Raw genomic sequence first — 16,023 nt, 5'->3', positions numbered from 1 at the left:
TCCTCGGTCGTCGCCGACACAACCCGGAGGTGGCGCGGCGGTTCGCTCCTTGCGTCAAGCGTAGCAGGCATGCCACACCGACCCGCTAATGCACCCGGCCCTGCCGAAGGTCGCAGCGTCGTCATGGAATAACAGGCAGCGTCCCGCGTTGTCGCCGCGAGGATCCGGACATGCCGCACCGCATTTGGCCGAACCGCACTTGCACGCCCTCGCGCCCGTCCTGGCCGCTCGCCGCCCTGCTGCTCGCTCTGCTGAGCCTGCCCGCCGCCGCCGTCGAGGGAATGCCGGGCCCGTTCGGCGAGCGCCTGACCATCGACGAGAAGGGCATCACCCTCAAATTCCCCGACGACGCCGCGACCCTGCGGATCGGCGGGCGCCTGCAGCTCGATTTCGGCACCGGGCGGGTGCAGCAGCGCGGCTTCGGCACGGTGTTCGACACCCCGATCGCCGTGCGCCGCTCCTGGATCGAGAGCTACCTGACGCTCGGCAAGGAGCTGGAGCTCGCCTTCCAGTACGATTTCGCCGAGCCGAACCGGCCGATCAACGACGCGGTCGTCGCCTACAAGGGCTTCAAGGACGTCATCGTGGCGATCGGCAACATGAAGGAGCCGTTCAGCCTCAACCAGCTGATCTCCGACAACAACACCCTGTTCACCGAGCGCTCGCTCGCCGACGCCTTCGCGCCGGCGCGCAATTTCGGCCTCGCCATCGGCACCCACGGCGACCAATGGACCGCGGTGACGAGCGTGTTCGGCGGCAACATCAACAACGCGGCGATCGGCGACCAGGGCATCGCCTCGACCACCCGCGTCACCTACGCGCCGTGGCTCAGCAAGGACGGGTACGAGGTCCTGCATGTCGGGCTGGCCGGGAGCTACCGCTCGCTGCCGAACGACGGCAGCCCGCTCACCCTGTCGAGCCGCTCCGAGGCGTTCCTGTTCGCGCGGCAATTCGTGAATACCGGCAGCATCCGCGACGCGTCGAGCATCGGCCGCGTCGGGCTCGAGGCCGCCTGGCAGACCGGGCCGTTCCGGCTCCAGGCCGAGTACATCCTGACCGAGATCGGCCGCTTCGGAGGCGCGCCGTCCTTCAGCTTCCAGGGCGGCTACATCCAGGCCGGCCTGCTCCTCAACAGCAAGGGCCGGCGCTACACGCTCGCGCCACGCTACGCCACCGAGTACGCGGTGTTCGGGGGCGTGGAGGTCGCGGAGGCGCAGCGGGTCAGCCGCGGCGGCACCGGCGTGTTCGAGCTCGGCCTGCGCTACAGCGCCATCGACCTCGAGGACCGCACCATCCGCGGCGGCATCGAGCAGGACTTCACCGCCGGCCTCAACTGGTACCCGGACCGCAACATCCGCTTCGTGTTCGACTACGTCCGTTCCCACACCTCGCCCTCGCCGGCGAGCCTGAACTTCAACCGGCGGACGGTCGACGCGGACGTGTTCATCGGGCGGGCGCAGCTGTATTGGTGAGATATTTTTCTGTTGTCATTCGACAACCTCACCTGACACCCTCCGCGTCATCCCGGGGCCGCGAAAGCGGAACCCGGGATCCATAACCGCTGAGGGTGCAGGATAAAGCGATTCGCGTCCCGCCTGATCCTGGACCGTCGGCGGTTATGGATCCCGGGTTCCCGGCTGCGCCGGGGCCCGGGATGACGCGGAGGGTGTCGTAGCGACCGGAGAAGGCCCGACAGGTCCCGACGGCAACGCCGCGAATTTCGCCGTCAGGAAGCGCGGCCGCGCCGGCTCGGGCGAGGCCGCGAGGGTGAGGCGGGAGGGCTCCTCCGCCAGCCGCAGGCGCGAGAACGGCGACGGCTCGGTCTCGACCACCGGCAGCGGCACGAAGGCGGCCGCGACCTGGATCGGGTGGAGCGGGGCGGGCGGGCGCCGGCGGGCCGGGATCACCACCACCTCGCGCCCGGCCATCGCCAGGGCCTCGGGCCGGCTGACGTCGCCGAACCCGGCCGGGACGATGAAGGCCGCGAAGGGGCTCGCCGCCGGCGCCCCTTCCGGGGCGTAGGCGGTGGCGTTCGTCACGGGAGCCGCGGCGCCGGTGACGGCGGCGGCATTGAAGGCCGAGGCGCGCTTGAGCAACGCGGTGAAGCTCGGGTGCTGGCCGCCATCGGCGTAGGTGGTGCGGACCGCCTCCACCCCGCCCTCGACCAGGGCCTGGATGCGCGCCTCCTCGTCGGTGCGCCGCGCCGCCGCCAGGGCCTCGACCGCCGGGTCGGGATAGGGGGCGAAGACGTAAGCCCCGCCCTGGACGCCGACCAGCGGCTCGCGGCCCGTCGCCTCGAACCGGTCCGAGCCCTCCTTGAGCTGGCGCCAGAAGGCGATGTGCCGGTCGGTGCGGTGGCGCGCCATGGCGCGGGCGGTCATCCGGAACGGGAAGGCCTGGAACTGGAACGCCGCCTGGCCGCCGGCGAGCGCGTCGCGCACCAGCGCGTAGATCTCGCCGACCTGCCGGTCGGTCATGGCGAAGCAGCCGGCGGACGAGCAGGTGCCGTGCACCATCAGGGCCGAGCCGGTGCCGCCATGGGCCCGGTCGTAGGCGTTGGGATAGCCGACGTCGAAGGAGAGGAAATAGGCCGAGTTCGGGTTCAGCTGCCGCGCGGCGACCGAATAGAAGCCCTCCGGCGCCTGCCGGTCGCCGGTCCGGGTCTTGGGGCCGAGCTGGCCCGACCAGCGGCAGATCGGGAAGGTCTTGAGGTGGACGAAGCGGCCGTCGGCCGCCCGCTTCCACACCTCGATCTCGGATTCCTGCTTGAAGGCCCGCAGCAGCACCGGCGCCGAGGGCGCCATGCCGCGCGAGGCCATCAGGGCGACCGTCGCGGCCGGCACCGGGGCGAGGTGCTTGGGGACCGCGTGGGCGGGCAGGGCGCCCGCGAGGAGCGTCGCCGCGAGGCCGGCCACGCACAGGATCGTCCGTCCCCGCAAGGCCATGTCCCGTCGCTCCCGCCGCCCGCCCGATGCCTGGCACGGCAATGTGGCGGTTTTCGCACTAAGAAACGGCCACCGTCGCGAGCCGGCCACGAAAGACCGTCCGGTTCGCATCGATCCTGGGAATTTTTTCGCTGTGGACGTCCTCGCCGAGCGGTATTCTCAAGGTTTCGTTAATCTCTTGTTCGCTCCTGGCGCGCAGCATCGGCCGTCACGCCCCGCGACGGGGCCCGGATGGACGGAGGCTGCCATGCCCGAGACCGGACGACGCTGGCTGCGGCTGGTGGAGGAGGACGCGCCCGGGGACGACGCGGACGGGCCGCTGCCGGGGGAGGCCGGCCGCCGGCGTCTCGCCGCCCTGCGGGGCCAGCTGCGCAACCAGCTCGCGGCCCTGCGGGAGAACCCGGTCTCCGACGAGGCGCGGGCGACCCCGGAGGGCGCCGAGGCGGCGGCCTCCCTCGACCGGCTGATCGTCGAGGTCACGCGCCTGGCGGAGGGTTGGGACCGCCTCGCGGCGGCCGTCGCCGCCCTGTCCGCGGGTGACGCAGGAGCGCCGGAGGAGTAGGATCGGGGCCTTCCGACCGGCATCTTTCGAACGACCATGGGCCCGACCATCAAGCTGCGACCGCTGGAGCGCGAGGACCTGCTCTTCGTGCACCAGTTGAACAACAACGACAGCATCATGCGCTACTGGTTCGAGGAGGCCTACGAGTCCTTCGCCGAGCTGGCGCAGCTCTACGAGCGCAACATCCACAACCAGACCGAGCGGCGCTTCATCATCGCCACGCCGGAGAACGAGCGCGCCGGCCTGGTCGAGCTGGTGGAGATCAACCACCTGCACCGCTCCTGCGAGTTCCAGATCGCGATCCACCCGTCCTTCCAGGGCCGCGGCTACGCCCTGGGGGCGACCCGGATCGCGATGGACTACGCCTTCAAGGTGCTCAACATCCACAAGCTCTACCTGCACGTCGACAAGGACAACCGCCGCGCCATCGGCATCTACGAGGCCTGCGGCTTCGAGACTGAGGGAACCTTGCGCGACGAGTTCTTCGTCAACGGCAAGTACCGCGACGCGGTGCGGATGTGCATGTTCCAGCCGGCCTACCTCGCCCGGCGCGGCGGCGGCGACGTCAACGAGCCGGTGCTGAAGACCTGAAGAATGCGGGGTCAGGCCTCCTTCGCGACGGGCGGCCTCTGGCGCTCGCCGGTCCGGCTCCCCTATTGAGGGGGCCGACCGGAGCCCCCAGACCCTTGCTGCGCGAAACCTACCACATCGAGATCATCGGCCCCGAGGACGCGCCGGTCCAGCGCGCCTCGATCCGCACCGCGGGCCTCGACGCCGCCCGCGAGCGGGCCCTGCGCCTGTTCCGCCGCGCCCGGATGCCGCAGCGCTCGGGGCCCTCCGCCGAGGCCGTGCGCATCGTCGACGGCGCCGGCACCGAGGTCTTTCGCTGGAGCGTGTGGGACGAGGGGACCGGGCCGGGGCGCTCACGCGGGTAGGCGCGACCCTCACCCCCCCTCCGGCCCCGTCCGCGCGGCCAATTCGTCGATCAGCCCCTGCAGCGAGGCCGGCACCGCGTCGTTCACCCGGTCGGCGTACATGTTGCGCAGGAGGCGGCCGATCTCGTTCAGCGAGACGCTGCCCTTGACGATCACCCGCTCGGTGTCGCGGCCGAGCCGCTCCTTCTCGGCCGGGGTGATGTCCTTGGCGGTGAGCACCACCACCGGCACGTCCGTGCCGTCGGGCCGGGCGCGCAGGCGCGTGAGGAAGGCGAAGCCGTCCATCACCGGCATCATCAGGTCGAGGAGGATCAGGGAGGGCCGGCCCTCGTCGAGGCGCTGGAGGCCGACGGCGCCGTTCTCCGCCTCGCGCACGGTCCAGCCGTCCCGGGACAGGCTGCGGCGCAGGCGCTCGCGGGCATCGGCGTCGTCGTCGACGAGCAGCACCGTGCCGGGGGAATCGGCCGGGCGGTAGCGCTCCATCAGGCCCTTGAGGTGGTCCCAGTCGATCGGCTTGACGAGGTAGTCGGTGGCGCCCAGCGCCCGGCCGAGCCCCTGCTCGGCGACCACCGAGGTCATGATCACCGGGGTCGCGGCGAGGTCCGCGTCGCTGCGGATGGCGTGCAGCACCGACCAGCCGTCCATCCGGGGCATCTCGATGTCGAGCAGGATCGCCCGCGGCTTGAGCGCCCGGGCGAGCGCCAGGCCCGCCCTGCCGTCGCTCGCCGTGCGGACGCGAAACCCCTCGCGCTCGAGGAAGCGGGAGAGCAGGTCCCGCGCCGCCGGGTCGTCGTCGACGAGGAGCACCACGTCGTGGCGCGCGGCTTCCGCCTTCGCCTCGTCGAGCGCCCGCACCTCCTCCGGCGTCGGCTCGTCGTCCTGCGCCGTCAGCAGGGCCGGCAGCCGGATGGTGAAGGTCGCGCCCTCGCCGTAGGTCGAGGTCACGGCGATGTCGCCGCCCATGCGCCGGCAGAAGGCGCGGGTGATGGCGAGGCCCAGGCCGGTGCCGCCGAACTGCCGGGTGGTCGATTCGTCGGCCTGGGCGAAGCGCTCGAACAGGCGCCCGCACTGCTCCGCGGTGAGCCCGATGCCGGTATCGGTCACCGCGAAGGTCAGCCACTCGGCGCCTTCCTCCTCGTCGCGCCGGGCCGAGAGGGTGATGGTGCCGGCCTCCGTGAACTTCGCCGCGTTGCCGAGCAGGTTGACCAGGCACTGGCGCACCTTGCCCTGGTCCTGGCGCATGGCGCCGATCCCGTCGGGCACGTCGAGAACCAGGCGGTTGCGCTTCTTCCCCACCAGCGACTCGGTCGCCGCCACCACGTCGCCGATCATGTCCTTGACGGCGAAATCCTCCGCCGCCACCGTCATCCGGCCGGCCTCGATCTTCGAGATGTCGAGGACGTCGTTGATGAGGCCGAGGAGGTGGCGCGCCGACGATTCGATCTTGCGCAGGTCCGGCAGCAATTCGGCCTGGCCCAGATCCTCCAGCTCCTCCGCCAGCATCTCCGAGTAGCCGATCACCGCCGAGAGCGGGGTGCGCAGCTCATGGCTCATGTTGGCGATGAACTGGCTCTTGGCGCGGTTGGCGGCTTCCGCGGCGTGGCGGGCGCGGTCGATCTCGGCCTCGGCCTCCTTGCGGGCGGTGATGTCGACATGCATGCCGACCCATTCGCGCAAAGCCCCGTCCTCGGCGATGACCGGGGCGGCCCGCACCTCCATGTGGCGCCAGGCGCCGTCGCGCCGGCGCATCCGGTACTCGATCTCGAACGGCGTGCGCGCCTCGACGGCGCGGGACCAGGCATCGGCGGCCTTGGCCCGGTCGTCCGGGTGCACCGCCTCGACCCAGCCCCAGCCCTGGCACTCCTCGTCGCTCTGGCCGGTATAGGCGGTCCAGCGCCACTGCCCGATCGAGAGCTCGCCGTTGGCATCCGCCGACCAGATGATCGCCGCGGCGCTGTCGACGAGGGCGCGGAAGCGGTCCTGGGCGTGGCGCAGGCGCTCCTCGGTGGCGCGCCGGCGGGTGATGTCGGTGTTGGTGCCGTACCAGCGCACGATCCGCCCGGAGGCGTCGCGCCACGGCTGGGCCCGGGACAGGAACCAGCGGAAGACCCCGTCGGCGCCTTTCAGCGGAAACGTGTCCTCCCACGGCTCGCCGGTGGCGAAGGCGCGGCGGAAGCGCGCCTCGACCCGCTCGAGATGGTCCGGGTGGTGGATGGCGCGCCAGCCCCAGCCCTGCATCGAGTCGAAGGTGGTGCCGGTGTAATCGTACCAACGCTGATTGTACCAGACGATGGCGCCGTCGGCCTCGGCGATCCAGGCGAGCTGCGGCAGCGACTCGGCGAGGTTGCGGTAATCGTCCTCCCGCAGAGCACCCTCGCTCATCGGGCGCCCGCCCGGCGGTGCGCACGGAGCGGAGCGGCAGTGGGAAACGGGGGGTGGTCGGGCATCCGGGCGCTCCGTCGGGGCAGGGCCGGCCCCGGCGACGGATCTATGCGGGGACGGGCCGGCTGCCAGTGCGCCGCCTTGCCGTAGGGTCCTGCCGCAGGGTCTCTTCGCAGGATCTCGTGGCAGGATCTCAGCCGAACTGCTCGCGCAGGATGCGCTCGTCCATGCCCTGGCCGGGATCGTGCAGCATCACGAGGTCGGTCGAGCGGTCGAGCTGGGTCTCGACCCGGGCGACGCGGCGGAACTCGGTGTGGTCGGCCACCGCCGCCACGGGGCGGTATTCCGGATCCTTGACCTCGATGCGGATGCGGACGTGGTTGGGCAGGAGCACGCTGCCCTGGCGCCGGGGCCGGAAGGCCGAGATCGGGGTGAGCGCGATGAGCTGGGACGAGATCGGCAGGATCGGCCCGCCGACCGAGAGGTTGTAGGCGGTCGACCCCACCGGGGTCGCCGCCAGCACCCCGTCGGCGATCAGCTCGGGCAGGCGGACCTGGCCGTCGATCGAGATCTTCAGCTTGGCGGTCTGGTGGGTCTGGCGCAGCATGTAGACCTCGTTGACCGCCCGCGCCGTGTGGGTGAGGCCGCCGACATCGGTGGCGATCATCAGGAGCGGATGGACGATGCTGCGCTGGGCCACCTCTAGCCGCTCGATCAGGTCGTCAAGGTGGAACTCGTTCATCAGGAAGCCGACGGTGCCGCGGTTCATGCCGTAGATCGGCTTGCCCGTGCCCATGAAGCGGTGCAGCGCCTGCAGCATCAGCCCGTCGCCGCCGAGCCCCACCACCACGTCCGCCTCCTCGGGCGGCACGTGGTCGTAGCGCTGCATCAGGAGCTCGGCCGCCTCGCGGGCGTCGGGCGTCGGGCTCGCGATGAAGGCGATCTGGTTGAAGCGCCGCGCCATGAGGGGTGTCCCGACCACCTTGAGAGACGGTCCCGCCCAACGCCTCCCGTGACGCGAACGGCCGCCGGGCCGTCGCCGGCCGCGTCGGGAGAGGCATAGCACGCGGGGCCGGCGTCCCGTCCAGCGGTCGGCCGCGCTCAGGCGACGTCCAGCCCCCATTGCAGCGGCACGAACTCGTAAGATCCGCCGGAGCGGGCGATGTGCCCCGCGGCCGGGAAAGGGGCGTGGTAGAACGCCACCGGCAGCCGCTCGTCGGCGATGAGCGCCAGCATCTTGTGGCGGGTGGCGCGGGCTTGGTCGGCATCCATGTCGAACAGGGCCGACCAGTCGGGATGGCGCACGAACAGGGCCGGGTGGTTGGTGATGTCGGAGGCGATCAGCAGCCGCTTCCCCCCGGATTCGAGCCGGAACGAGGTGTGGCCCGGGGTGTGGCCCGGCGTGCCCAGCGCCGTGAGACCCGGCAGCACCTCCTTGTCCCAGGCGTAGCGCTCGACCTTGAGGCCGCTGCCAAACGTCTTCTGCACGGCGCCGACATTCGCTTTCAGGGCCTCCGGCGGGTTCGCCACCCGGCCGTCCTCGGTCCAGAAGCGCCACTCGGGCTCCGGCACCAGGACCTGCGCGTTCGGGAAGGTGGCCGAGCCGTCCTTGCGCTTGAGGCCGAGAATGTGGTCGGGGTGGAAGTGGCTGATCACCACCACGTCGACCGCGCCGGGATCGATCCCGGCGAGCGCCAGCCCGCGCAACGTCCCGCCGGTGCCGGGAGGACCCTGATCGGCGAAGCCCGCATCGACCAGCACCCGCTTGCCCCCGAGGGTGAGGAGGAGCGGCGTGAAGGTGATCGGCAGGGTTTCGGTCGGCAGGAAGGCCTGGCGCAAGGCCGCCTGCACCTCGGGGAGGGGTGCGTTGCGCACGAAGCCCGCGTCGAGGGGGCGCTTCACCCCGCCCTCGTGCAGGGCCGTCACCGTCGCCTCGCCGATTCCGTAGCGGTAGACCCCCGGCAGGTCGCCGGCGGGGGCGGAGCCGCCGCCGGCGAGGCCGGGCGCGCTGGCGAGGATCGGGCCGGCGAGGACGCCTCCGGCCATGAGGGTGCGACGGTTCATCGACATGGAAGGCCTCCCTGAGCGTCTGCCCTCGCAGCTAGAGCGCGGGCCGCGAAAGGGGATAGGGACTCACGCGCACCAGTCACGCGCGATAGGGCGGCGCGCCGCCGTCGTGTACCGTGGCGGCGATTCACCAGCAGGGCAGGGACGCCAGATGGGCCACAGGATCACTTCGGGCCGCAGAACCGCTTCGCGCCACAGGATCGCCTCGGCCGGCATCGGACTTCTCGCCGCGTTCCTCGTCGTGGCGGTGCCGCGCGAGGCCGCGCACGCCGCCTCCCGGGCGCCGGTCGCGGCCGAGCACGGCATGGTGGTGACGGCGCAGCATTACGCGACGCAGGTCGGCGTGGATGTGCTGAAGCGGGGCGGCAACGCCATCGATGCGGCGGTCGCGGTCGGCTACGCCCTGGCGGTGGTCTATCCGGCGGCCGGCAATCTCGGCGGCGGCGGCTTCATGACGATCCAGCGCGCCGACGGCAGCCGGACCTTCCTGGATTTCCGCGAGAAGGCGCCGCTGGCCGCCTCCCGCGACATGTTCCTGGCTAAGGACGGCAACGTCGTCAAGGGTTTGAGCACCAAGAGCTTCCTGGCGGTGGGCGTGCCCGGCACCGTGGCGGGGCTCGAGGACGCGCTGGCGAAGTACGGCACGCGGCCCCGCGCCGAGCTGATCGCCCCGGCGATCCGGCTGGCGGAGGAGGGCTTCACCCTCGACCAGGGCGACGTCGACATGATGGCGACCGCCACGGAGGATTTCGGCAAGGATCCGGCCTCGGCCCGGATCTTCCTCAACCAGGGGCAGCCCTACCGCGTGGGCGACCGGCTCGTGCAGAAGGACCTCGCCGGGACGCTGCGGACGATCGCCGAGCGGGGGAAGGACGGGTTCTACAAGGGCGCGGTCGCCGATGCGCTGACGGCGTCGAGCCGCAAGCATGACGGCCTCATCGTCCAGGCCGACCTCGACCGCTACGCCACCCGCGAATTGGCGCCGATCGAGTGCGACTATCGCGGCTACCGGGTGATCTCGGCCCCGCCGCCCAGCTCCGGCGGGGTGGTGATCTGCGAGATGCTCAACATCCTCGAGGGCTACGACCTCGCCAAGCTCGGCTGGGGCTCGGCGCAGGCCGTCCACTACGAGATCGAGGCGATGCGCCACGCCTATCTCGACCGCAACGCCTATCTGGGCGACCCCGATTTCGTGAAGAACCCGGTCGCGCGGCTGACCGACAAGGCCTATGCAGAAAAAATCCGGGCGGCGATCGACCCGAAGAAGGCCGGCATCTCCGCCGAGCTGAGGCCCGGAACGCCGCCGCACGAGGGCAGCAACACCACCCACTACTCGATCATCGATTCCCAAGGCAACGCCGTCTCGGTGACCTATACCCTCAACGACTGGTTCGGCGTGCGGATCACCGCCGAGGGGACGGGCGTCCTCCTCAACAACGAGATGGACGATTTCACCGCCAAGGTCGGCGTGCCGAACATCTACGGCCTGCTCCAGGGCGAGGCCAACGCCGTCGCCCCCGGCAAGACCCCGCTCAGCTCGATGAGCCCGACCATCGTCACGAAGGACGGCAAGCCGGTCCTCGTGACCGGCACGCCCGGCGGCAGCCGGATCATCACGGTGGTGCTGCACAGCATCCTCAACGTGATCGATTACGGCATGAACATCCAGGAAGCCGCCGACGCGCCGCGCCTGCACAACCAGTGGATGCCCGACGTGACCAATGTCGAGCGCTTCGCCCTGTCGCCGGACACCCGGGCGATCCTGGAGGGGATGGGCCACAAGTTCGGGCAGGCCCAGCCGGCCAACCACCTCGCGGCGATCCTGATCGGCGCGCCGACGCTCGGCGGCCAGCCTGTGGGGGCGTTCCGGTACTACGGGGCCAACGATCCGCGGCGGAATACCGGGAGTGCGCAGGGGTACTGAACGGGTCAGCGAGATGCGCCCGCCGCGGGAGGTCGCTGCCTCCCGCGGCGGACGGGGATGCCGGACGGATCCCGGAAGCAGGTCGATGAGACGAGGACGGGCGCGCGACTACGCGAACCCGTCCACGACGCCGCCGACCAGGTTGAGGCCGAGCAGGAATTCCGCCCCGAAATCCGTGCGCACCACCGGCTCGCGCGCGACGTCGCCGCGCAGGGCGTCGGCCTCCGCGCGCCGCGCGGCGACCGCATCGGCGACCGAGACCGCACCGAAGACGATCTGCGAATTGCCCTGGAGCTGGGCGAGGCGCCCGAGATCGGGGCCGATCACCGTGGCGATCTTCGGGTAGCCGCCGGTCGATTGGCGGTCGGCCATCAGGATGATCGGCAGACCGTTGCCCGGCACCTGGATCGCCCCCTTGGCGACGCCGTCGGACACGATGTCGTGCCCCTTCGCGTGGGTGAGCGGCGTCCCGTCGAGGAAGCAGGCCATGCGGTCGCCCCGGGGCGAGACGGTCCACGAGCGGGTCAGGAAGGCGGCGATCTGGTCGGGCGAGAAGTAGTCGTCCTGCGGACCGAGGATGACGCGGATCCGCGACGCGTCCCGGGCGAGCCACGGCGCGAGCAGGCGCTCGGGCGACCTGGAGCCCGGCCGGGCTCCGGCGACGGGCAGGCGGTCGCCGGCCTGGAGCCCGCGCCCGTCGAGGCCGCCGAGGGCGGAGCGGGTATGGGTCGCCGTCGAGCCGAGGACCGGCGCCACGTCGAGGCGGCCCGCCACGGCGAGGTAGCCCCAGGCGCCCGCCTTGCCGGCCCGGACGGTGAGGGTCTGTCCCGGCTCCAGGGTCAGGGCGCAGGAGGTGGGCAGCGCCTCGCCGTCGAGGGTGGCGCGGAACCCGGCCGAGACCACGGCGACGCTCAGCGGCCCGCCGGATGCGCCGACGGTCAGGCCGCCGGTCGAGATCTCGATCGCCGTGGCGTCGAGGGGATTGCCGACCGCCCGGTTGGCGGTGGCGGCCATCAGCGGGTCCATCGCGCCCGCGGGCGTGATACCGAACCGGAGATAGCCGTGCCGGCCGCCGTCCTGCAGCGTCACCCCCGGCCCGGCGGCCTCGATCGTCAGCACGCTCATCGTGACGCCTCCTCGCGCCGGGCCACCCGCTCCCCGGCCGCCTCCCGGGCGGCGAGGCCGGCATAGGACGCGGCGTCGATCGCCTCGAAGCGGATCTCGTCGCCCGGCCGCACGAAGAAGCTCTCCACCCGCTCGGGCGCGTAGAGCTTGGACGGCGTGGCACCGAGCACGTACCAGCCGGTCGGCATCGGCACGGTCGCCACGGCCGCGAGGCCGCCGCCGACCATCACGGCGTTGGTCGGGTGGGGCGGGCGCGGGCTCGGGCGCCGCTTGACCGCCAGCGGCTCCGGCAGGCCGCCGAGATAGGCGAAGCCCGGCGCGAAGCCGTACATGTAGACCCGGTAGGTCCCCCCTTGATGCAGGGCGGCGACCTGGGCGGGCGTCCGCCCGATCAGCTCGGCGACGGCCGCCAGGTCCTCGCCGTGGGGCGCGTCGTAGCAGCAGGGCAGGACCCAGCGGGCCGGAGCGGCGGCCCGCCGGATGGCCCCGCCGGTCAGGCCGCGGACATGCCCCGCCAGGGTCTCCCGGTCGAGCATCAGCGGGTCGTAGTGGATCATCAGCGAGCGGTAGGTCGGAACCGTCTCGAGGATGCCCGGCAGGCTGTCGGCGGCCAGGGCGTCCTCCAGGGCGAGGACCCGGTCGCTGATCGCCGGATCGACGATCGTGCCGAACTCGGCGACGAGCGCGGCCTCGCCGGCATCGAGGAGACGCGGCGTGCCGTCGTGACGTCGTGTTTCGGTCTGACTCGGTGCTTCGGTCTGACTCGGCATATCGGTCTCGGTCATCGTCAGCCCGTCGCGAAGTCCGTGTTGAGACGATCCGTGACGAGCATGCAGCCGGGCGCGTGGGTGATGGCGAAGTCGGGACGCGCCGCGGCGATCACGGATTGCGGGGTGACGCCGCAGGCCCAGAAGACCGGAATCTCGTCAGGGCCGACAGGCACCGGATCGCCGTAATCGACCCGCTGCAGGTCGTCGATGCCGATCAGGTCCGGCCGCGCGAGATGCACGGGGGCGCCGTGGACCCGGGGGTAGCGTCCCGTGACCTGGACCGCCTCGATGGCCTGGGCGGGGGTCAGCGGCCGCATCGACACCACCATCGGCCCTGAGAACGGCCCGGCGGGCTCGCACGCGATGCTGGTGCGGTACATCGCGACATGCGTGCCGCGCTCGACGTGGCGCAAAGGCAAGCCGGCCTCCAGCATCGCCGCCTCGAACGAGAACGAGCAGCCGATCACGAAGGCCACGAGATCGTCGCGCCAGACGGAGGTCGCGTCCGGCAATTCGTCGACCAGCTCCCCGCCGCGCCAGACGCGGTACATCGGGATGTCGGTCGCGATGTCGAGATCGAGGCCGAGCTCCGGGATGTCGCGGCGGCCCGGCCTGGACTCGCCGATGATCGGGCAGGATTTCGGGTTGCGCTCGGCGAACAGGCGGAAATCGTCGGCGATCCGCTCGGGAAAGACCGCGAGGTTGCCCTGCACGTAGCCGTTGGCCATGCCGGCCGTGCACCCGGTGATCGTACCGCTGCGGCAGGCGAGGCGCACCTGCGTGCCGGTGGCGGATGCCCGGTCGACGGCATCTCGTGTCGGATGGGGGATCATCGCACGTTTGTCTCGCTCAAATTTTCGGCAAGCCTACCCCTTGGGCAGATGATGGCAAATCATGATTCCTCATGGCGGCCCATGATCCCGCTTCATGGCAAACCAGTCCGTTGCCACCGAGCGGGCGATCTCCGCTGCCGCCGCGCTCAACCGGTTGTCGGGGGCATTCTCGTAGGCCGCCACGAAGCCGACGGCGGGGAGGCCGACCGAGGCGTCGAGCACGCGCAGCTGGCCCCGTTCGATCTCGGGCAGGACGGCGTCCGCCGGCATGGCCCCGATCCCCGTTCCCTCGATCGCCATGCGGATGATCGCCGAGAGGGAGGCGCTGGTATAGAGGCGCGGCGGCGGCAGGTCCGCCTGGATCAGCAGGTCGCGCAGCTGCGCGTAGGGCGTCGTGTTGGGCGGGAACGTGATGATCGGATGGCGCGTGAGCTCCGCCAGCCCGATCGGGCCGGTCGCGGTCACGAGGCCGGGGGAGGCGATCCAGGCGGTGGCGAACTGGCCGAGGGACACGTTCACCAGCTTCGGGGTCGTGACCGGGCCGACCAGGAACGCGAGGTCGAGGTCCCGCCGCAGCAGCGCTTCGCGCATGGCCGGGGACACGTCGACCGCGAGATCGATGGCGACGCCCGGATAGGTCCGCCCCATGACGTCGATGAACGCCGTCAGCCAGGTATGGACGATGGTCTCGGACACGCCGAGACGCAGGCTGCCGCTGCGGCTCGCCGGCGCGGTGATGGCGCCGACCATCTCGCCGTGCAGGCGCAGGATGCGCTCGGCATAGCCCATCAGCTCGTGGCCCTTGGGCGTCAGGCTGAGGCTGCGCGGAAGGCGGTTGATGAGCGTGAGCCCGAAGGCGCGCTCCAAAGCCGCGATCCGGTGCGAGACCGCCGGCTGCGTGGTGTTGAGCCGCTTGGCGGCGGCGCTGAAGCTGCCCAAAGCCGCCGTCCAGTAGAAGATCTGGATCGTTCTCAGGTCCGGGACGACATCGGACATGGCTCGGGTTCCGTCGCATCGCATCGCCCCGGGGCGGGGCGCGGCCGCACGGCCGCGGCCGGCCCGGGTCCGGAGCCGGCCGATACAGAGTTCGATCGCCGGTCAAAGGGGCGGTCCGCGATGCGTTCCGCCCCCCGGGCGACTTACCGGTTCGCCCGCGCCAGGGCGGCGTGGAGCAGGAGGTTCACCCCCGGCAGGGTCGGCTCCAAGGCGATGTCCTCGGCCTCGTTGTGGGTGATGCCGTCGCGGCACGGCGTGAAGATCATGCAGGCCGGGGCGACCCGGGCGACGTGGTAGGCGTCGTGGCCGGCCTGGGAGCGCAGGTCCATCGTCGGGACCCCTAGCCGCTCCGCCGTCTCGCGCAGCAGGCCGATCAGCCCGTCGTCGAACGAGAACACCCCGAAGCCCCATTCCTCGGCGACCGAGATCTGGGTGAGCGAGCGGGCGGCGCAGTCGGGCAGGGCGGCGCGCAAGCTGGCCTTCATGGTCTCGAGGGTCTCGAGCTTCGGCGCCCGCATGTCGATGAACAGCTCGGCGTATTCCGACAGGGTGCCGGGGAGGTTCGGCACCAGGTCGAGGCGGGCGGCGGTGGCCTTGGCGTCGGTGTCGGCGTGCGCCCAACCGATGTCGTTGACCGCCACCGCCACCATGGCGGCGCCGACGAGCGCGTTGTGGCGCTCGGACATCGGGGTCGGGCCGGTATGGGCGGTGGCGCCCTCGACGGCGATGCGCATGCCGCAGCTCGGATAGCCGCCCGTCACGATGCCGACCGGCACGCCCGCCCGGTCGAGGGCCGGGCCCTGCTCGATGTGCAATTCGAAATACGCGTCGATGGTGCGCCCGCCGACGGGTTCGGGCCCGCGATAGCCGATGCCGTCGAGGGCGTCGCCGAAGCGGATTCCGTCGCGGTCGCGCCGGTTCTCGACCCAGTCCGGCGTCGCCTGGCCCGACCAGGCCAGCGAGCAGAGCATCGGCGGCGAGAACCGCGCCCCCTCCTCGTTGGTCCAGTTCACCACCTCGATGGCGCGGCGCGTCGCGATCCCGAGATCGTCGAGGGTGCGCAGGATCTCGAGCCCCGCGAGCACGCCGAGAATGCCGTCGAAGCGCCCGCCGGCCCATTGCGTGTCGAGGTGGCTGCCGATCACCACCGGCGGCAGGCCGGGCTCGGTGCCCTCCCGCCGCAACACCATGTTGCCCAGCCCATCGATGGTGAGGGGATAGCCGCCCTCCGCGGCCCAGGTCTTCAGCTGGTCGCGCACCAGCCGGTCGGGCTCGGTCAGGGTCAGGCGCCTCAGGCCCCCGCGCGGCCCGGTGCCGATGCCGGCCGACACCATCAGGGTGTCCCAGAGCCGGTTGCCGTTCACGGAGAGGTTGGTGGTCATCGCGGGTCCTCACGCACCACGTCGGGGGATGTGCGCCCGCCAGGATGCGAGGACCGTGCCCGGCGGACAAGCGCCGGGCGCGGGGGTGGCAGGCACGAGACT

The 16,023-nt window shown here is 71.6% G+C and carries 14 protein-coding genes; 5 read left to right on the top strand and 9 right to left on the bottom strand.

The window, feature by feature from the left end; all coding sequences use genetic code 11:
- Nucleotides 1–170: 170 nt before the first annotated feature.
- Entirely contained in the window at nucleotides 171–1,472 is a 1,302-nt protein-coding gene (locus tag BM430_RS03460) for an OprO/OprP family phosphate-selective porin (protein ID WP_093565333.1), read from the top strand.
- 144 nt (nucleotides 1,473–1,616) lie between these two features.
- Here BM430_RS03460 and BM430_RS34515 read toward each other — a convergent pair whose 3' ends face one another.
- On the bottom strand, nucleotides 1,617–2,945 hold the full coding sequence (locus BM430_RS34515; protein WP_244539293.1) for a L,D-transpeptidase family protein: 1,329 nt from the start codon (nucleotides 2,943–2,945) through the stop codon (nucleotides 1,617–1,619).
- 247 nt (nucleotides 2,946–3,192) lie between these two features.
- Here BM430_RS34515 and BM430_RS03450 point away from each other — a divergent pair, with 247 nt between their 5' ends.
- The 3 genes from BM430_RS03450 (at nucleotide 3,193) to BM430_RS03440 (ending at nucleotide 4,442) form a co-directional block, all read left to right on the top strand.
- A complete protein-coding gene (locus tag BM430_RS03450) occupies nucleotides 3,193–3,507 on the top strand; it encodes a hypothetical protein (RefSeq protein ID WP_093565330.1) in 315 nt (104 codons plus the stop codon).
- A gap of 36 nt (nucleotides 3,508–3,543) precedes the next feature.
- A complete protein-coding gene (gene speG, locus BM430_RS03445; RefSeq protein WP_093565327.1) occupies nucleotides 3,544–4,098 on the top strand; it encodes a spermidine N1-acetyltransferase in 555 nt (184 codons plus the stop codon).
- Between the two features lie 98 nt (nucleotides 4,099–4,196).
- Nucleotides 4,197–4,442, top strand: coding sequence for a hypothetical protein (locus tag BM430_RS03440; protein ID WP_093565478.1), 246 nt, complete (start codon nucleotides 4,197–4,199; stop codon nucleotides 4,440–4,442).
- A gap of 9 nt (nucleotides 4,443–4,451) precedes the next feature.
- Here the strand turns inward: BM430_RS03440 and BM430_RS03435 are convergent, their stop codons facing one another.
- The 3 genes from BM430_RS03435 to BM430_RS03425 form a co-directional block, all read right to left on the bottom strand.
- Nucleotides 4,452–6,824 carry a PAS domain-containing hybrid sensor histidine kinase/response regulator gene (locus tag BM430_RS03435; RefSeq protein WP_093565323.1) on the bottom strand — a complete coding sequence of 791 codons (2,373 nt, stop codon included), beginning with the start codon at nucleotides 6,822–6,824 and terminating at the stop codon, nucleotides 4,452–4,454.
- A gap of 193 nt (nucleotides 6,825–7,017) precedes the next feature.
- On the bottom strand, nucleotides 7,018–7,788 hold the full coding sequence (locus tag BM430_RS03430; RefSeq protein WP_093565320.1) for an NAD kinase: 771 nt from the start codon (nucleotides 7,786–7,788) through the stop codon (nucleotides 7,018–7,020).
- 137 nt (nucleotides 7,789–7,925) lie between these two features.
- The gene (locus BM430_RS03425; RefSeq protein ID WP_093565318.1) at nucleotides 7,926–8,894 is read right to left on the bottom strand and encodes an MBL fold metallo-hydrolase; all 969 of its coding nucleotides are present in this window, start codon (nucleotides 8,892–8,894) and stop codon (nucleotides 7,926–7,928) included.
- Nucleotides 8,895–9,042: 148 nt separating this feature from the next.
- Here BM430_RS03425 and ggt point away from each other — a divergent pair, with 148 nt between their 5' ends.
- Nucleotides 9,043–10,815 (top strand): gamma-glutamyltransferase, encoded by a 1,773-nt coding sequence (ggt, locus tag BM430_RS03420; protein ID WP_093565315.1) that lies wholly within the window; start codon nucleotides 9,043–9,045, stop codon nucleotides 10,813–10,815.
- A 108-nt stretch (nucleotides 10,816–10,923) separates the two neighbouring features.
- On the opposite strand, the gene BM430_RS03415 is transcribed toward ggt, so the two are convergent.
- The 5 genes from BM430_RS03415 to BM430_RS03395 all read right to left on the bottom strand — a co-directional run bounded on the left by BM430_RS03415 (nucleotide 10,924) and on the right by BM430_RS03395 (nucleotide 15,921).
- Nucleotides 10,924–11,940 (bottom strand): 5-oxoprolinase subunit C family protein, encoded by a 1,017-nt coding sequence (locus BM430_RS03415; protein ID WP_093565312.1) that lies wholly within the window; start codon nucleotides 11,938–11,940, stop codon nucleotides 10,924–10,926.
- Nucleotides 11,937–12,710: a 5-oxoprolinase subunit B family protein gene (locus BM430_RS03410; protein WP_093565474.1), complete on the bottom strand. Its 774-nt coding sequence runs from the start codon at nucleotides 12,708–12,710 to the stop codon at nucleotides 11,937–11,939. The genes BM430_RS03415 and BM430_RS03410 overlap by 4 nt, the downstream gene beginning before the upstream one ends.
- 17 nt (nucleotides 12,711–12,727) lie before the next feature.
- The gene (locus BM430_RS03405; RefSeq protein WP_093565307.1) at nucleotides 12,728–13,543 is read right to left on the bottom strand and encodes a putative hydro-lyase; all 816 of its coding nucleotides are present in this window, start codon (nucleotides 13,541–13,543) and stop codon (nucleotides 12,728–12,730) included.
- A 69-nt stretch (nucleotides 13,544–13,612) separates the two neighbouring features.
- Nucleotides 13,613–14,539 carry a LysR family transcriptional regulator gene (locus tag BM430_RS03400; protein ID WP_093565304.1) on the bottom strand — a complete coding sequence of 309 codons (927 nt, stop codon included), beginning with the start codon at nucleotides 14,537–14,539 and terminating at the stop codon, nucleotides 13,613–13,615.
- A 143-nt stretch (nucleotides 14,540–14,682) separates the two neighbouring features.
- Nucleotides 14,683–15,921: a Zn-dependent hydrolase gene (locus BM430_RS03395; protein ID WP_093565302.1), complete on the bottom strand. Its 1,239-nt coding sequence runs from the start codon at nucleotides 15,919–15,921 to the stop codon at nucleotides 14,683–14,685.
- Nucleotides 15,922–16,023 lie beyond the last annotated feature (102 nt).

Source organism: Methylobacterium sp. 174MFSha1.1 (assembly GCF_900116815.1).
Lineage (GTDB): Bacteria > Pseudomonadota > Alphaproteobacteria > Rhizobiales > Beijerinckiaceae > Methylobacterium.
Note: the sequence above shows the minus strand (reverse complement) of the source record. Positions and strands in the feature narration are given on the sequence as shown.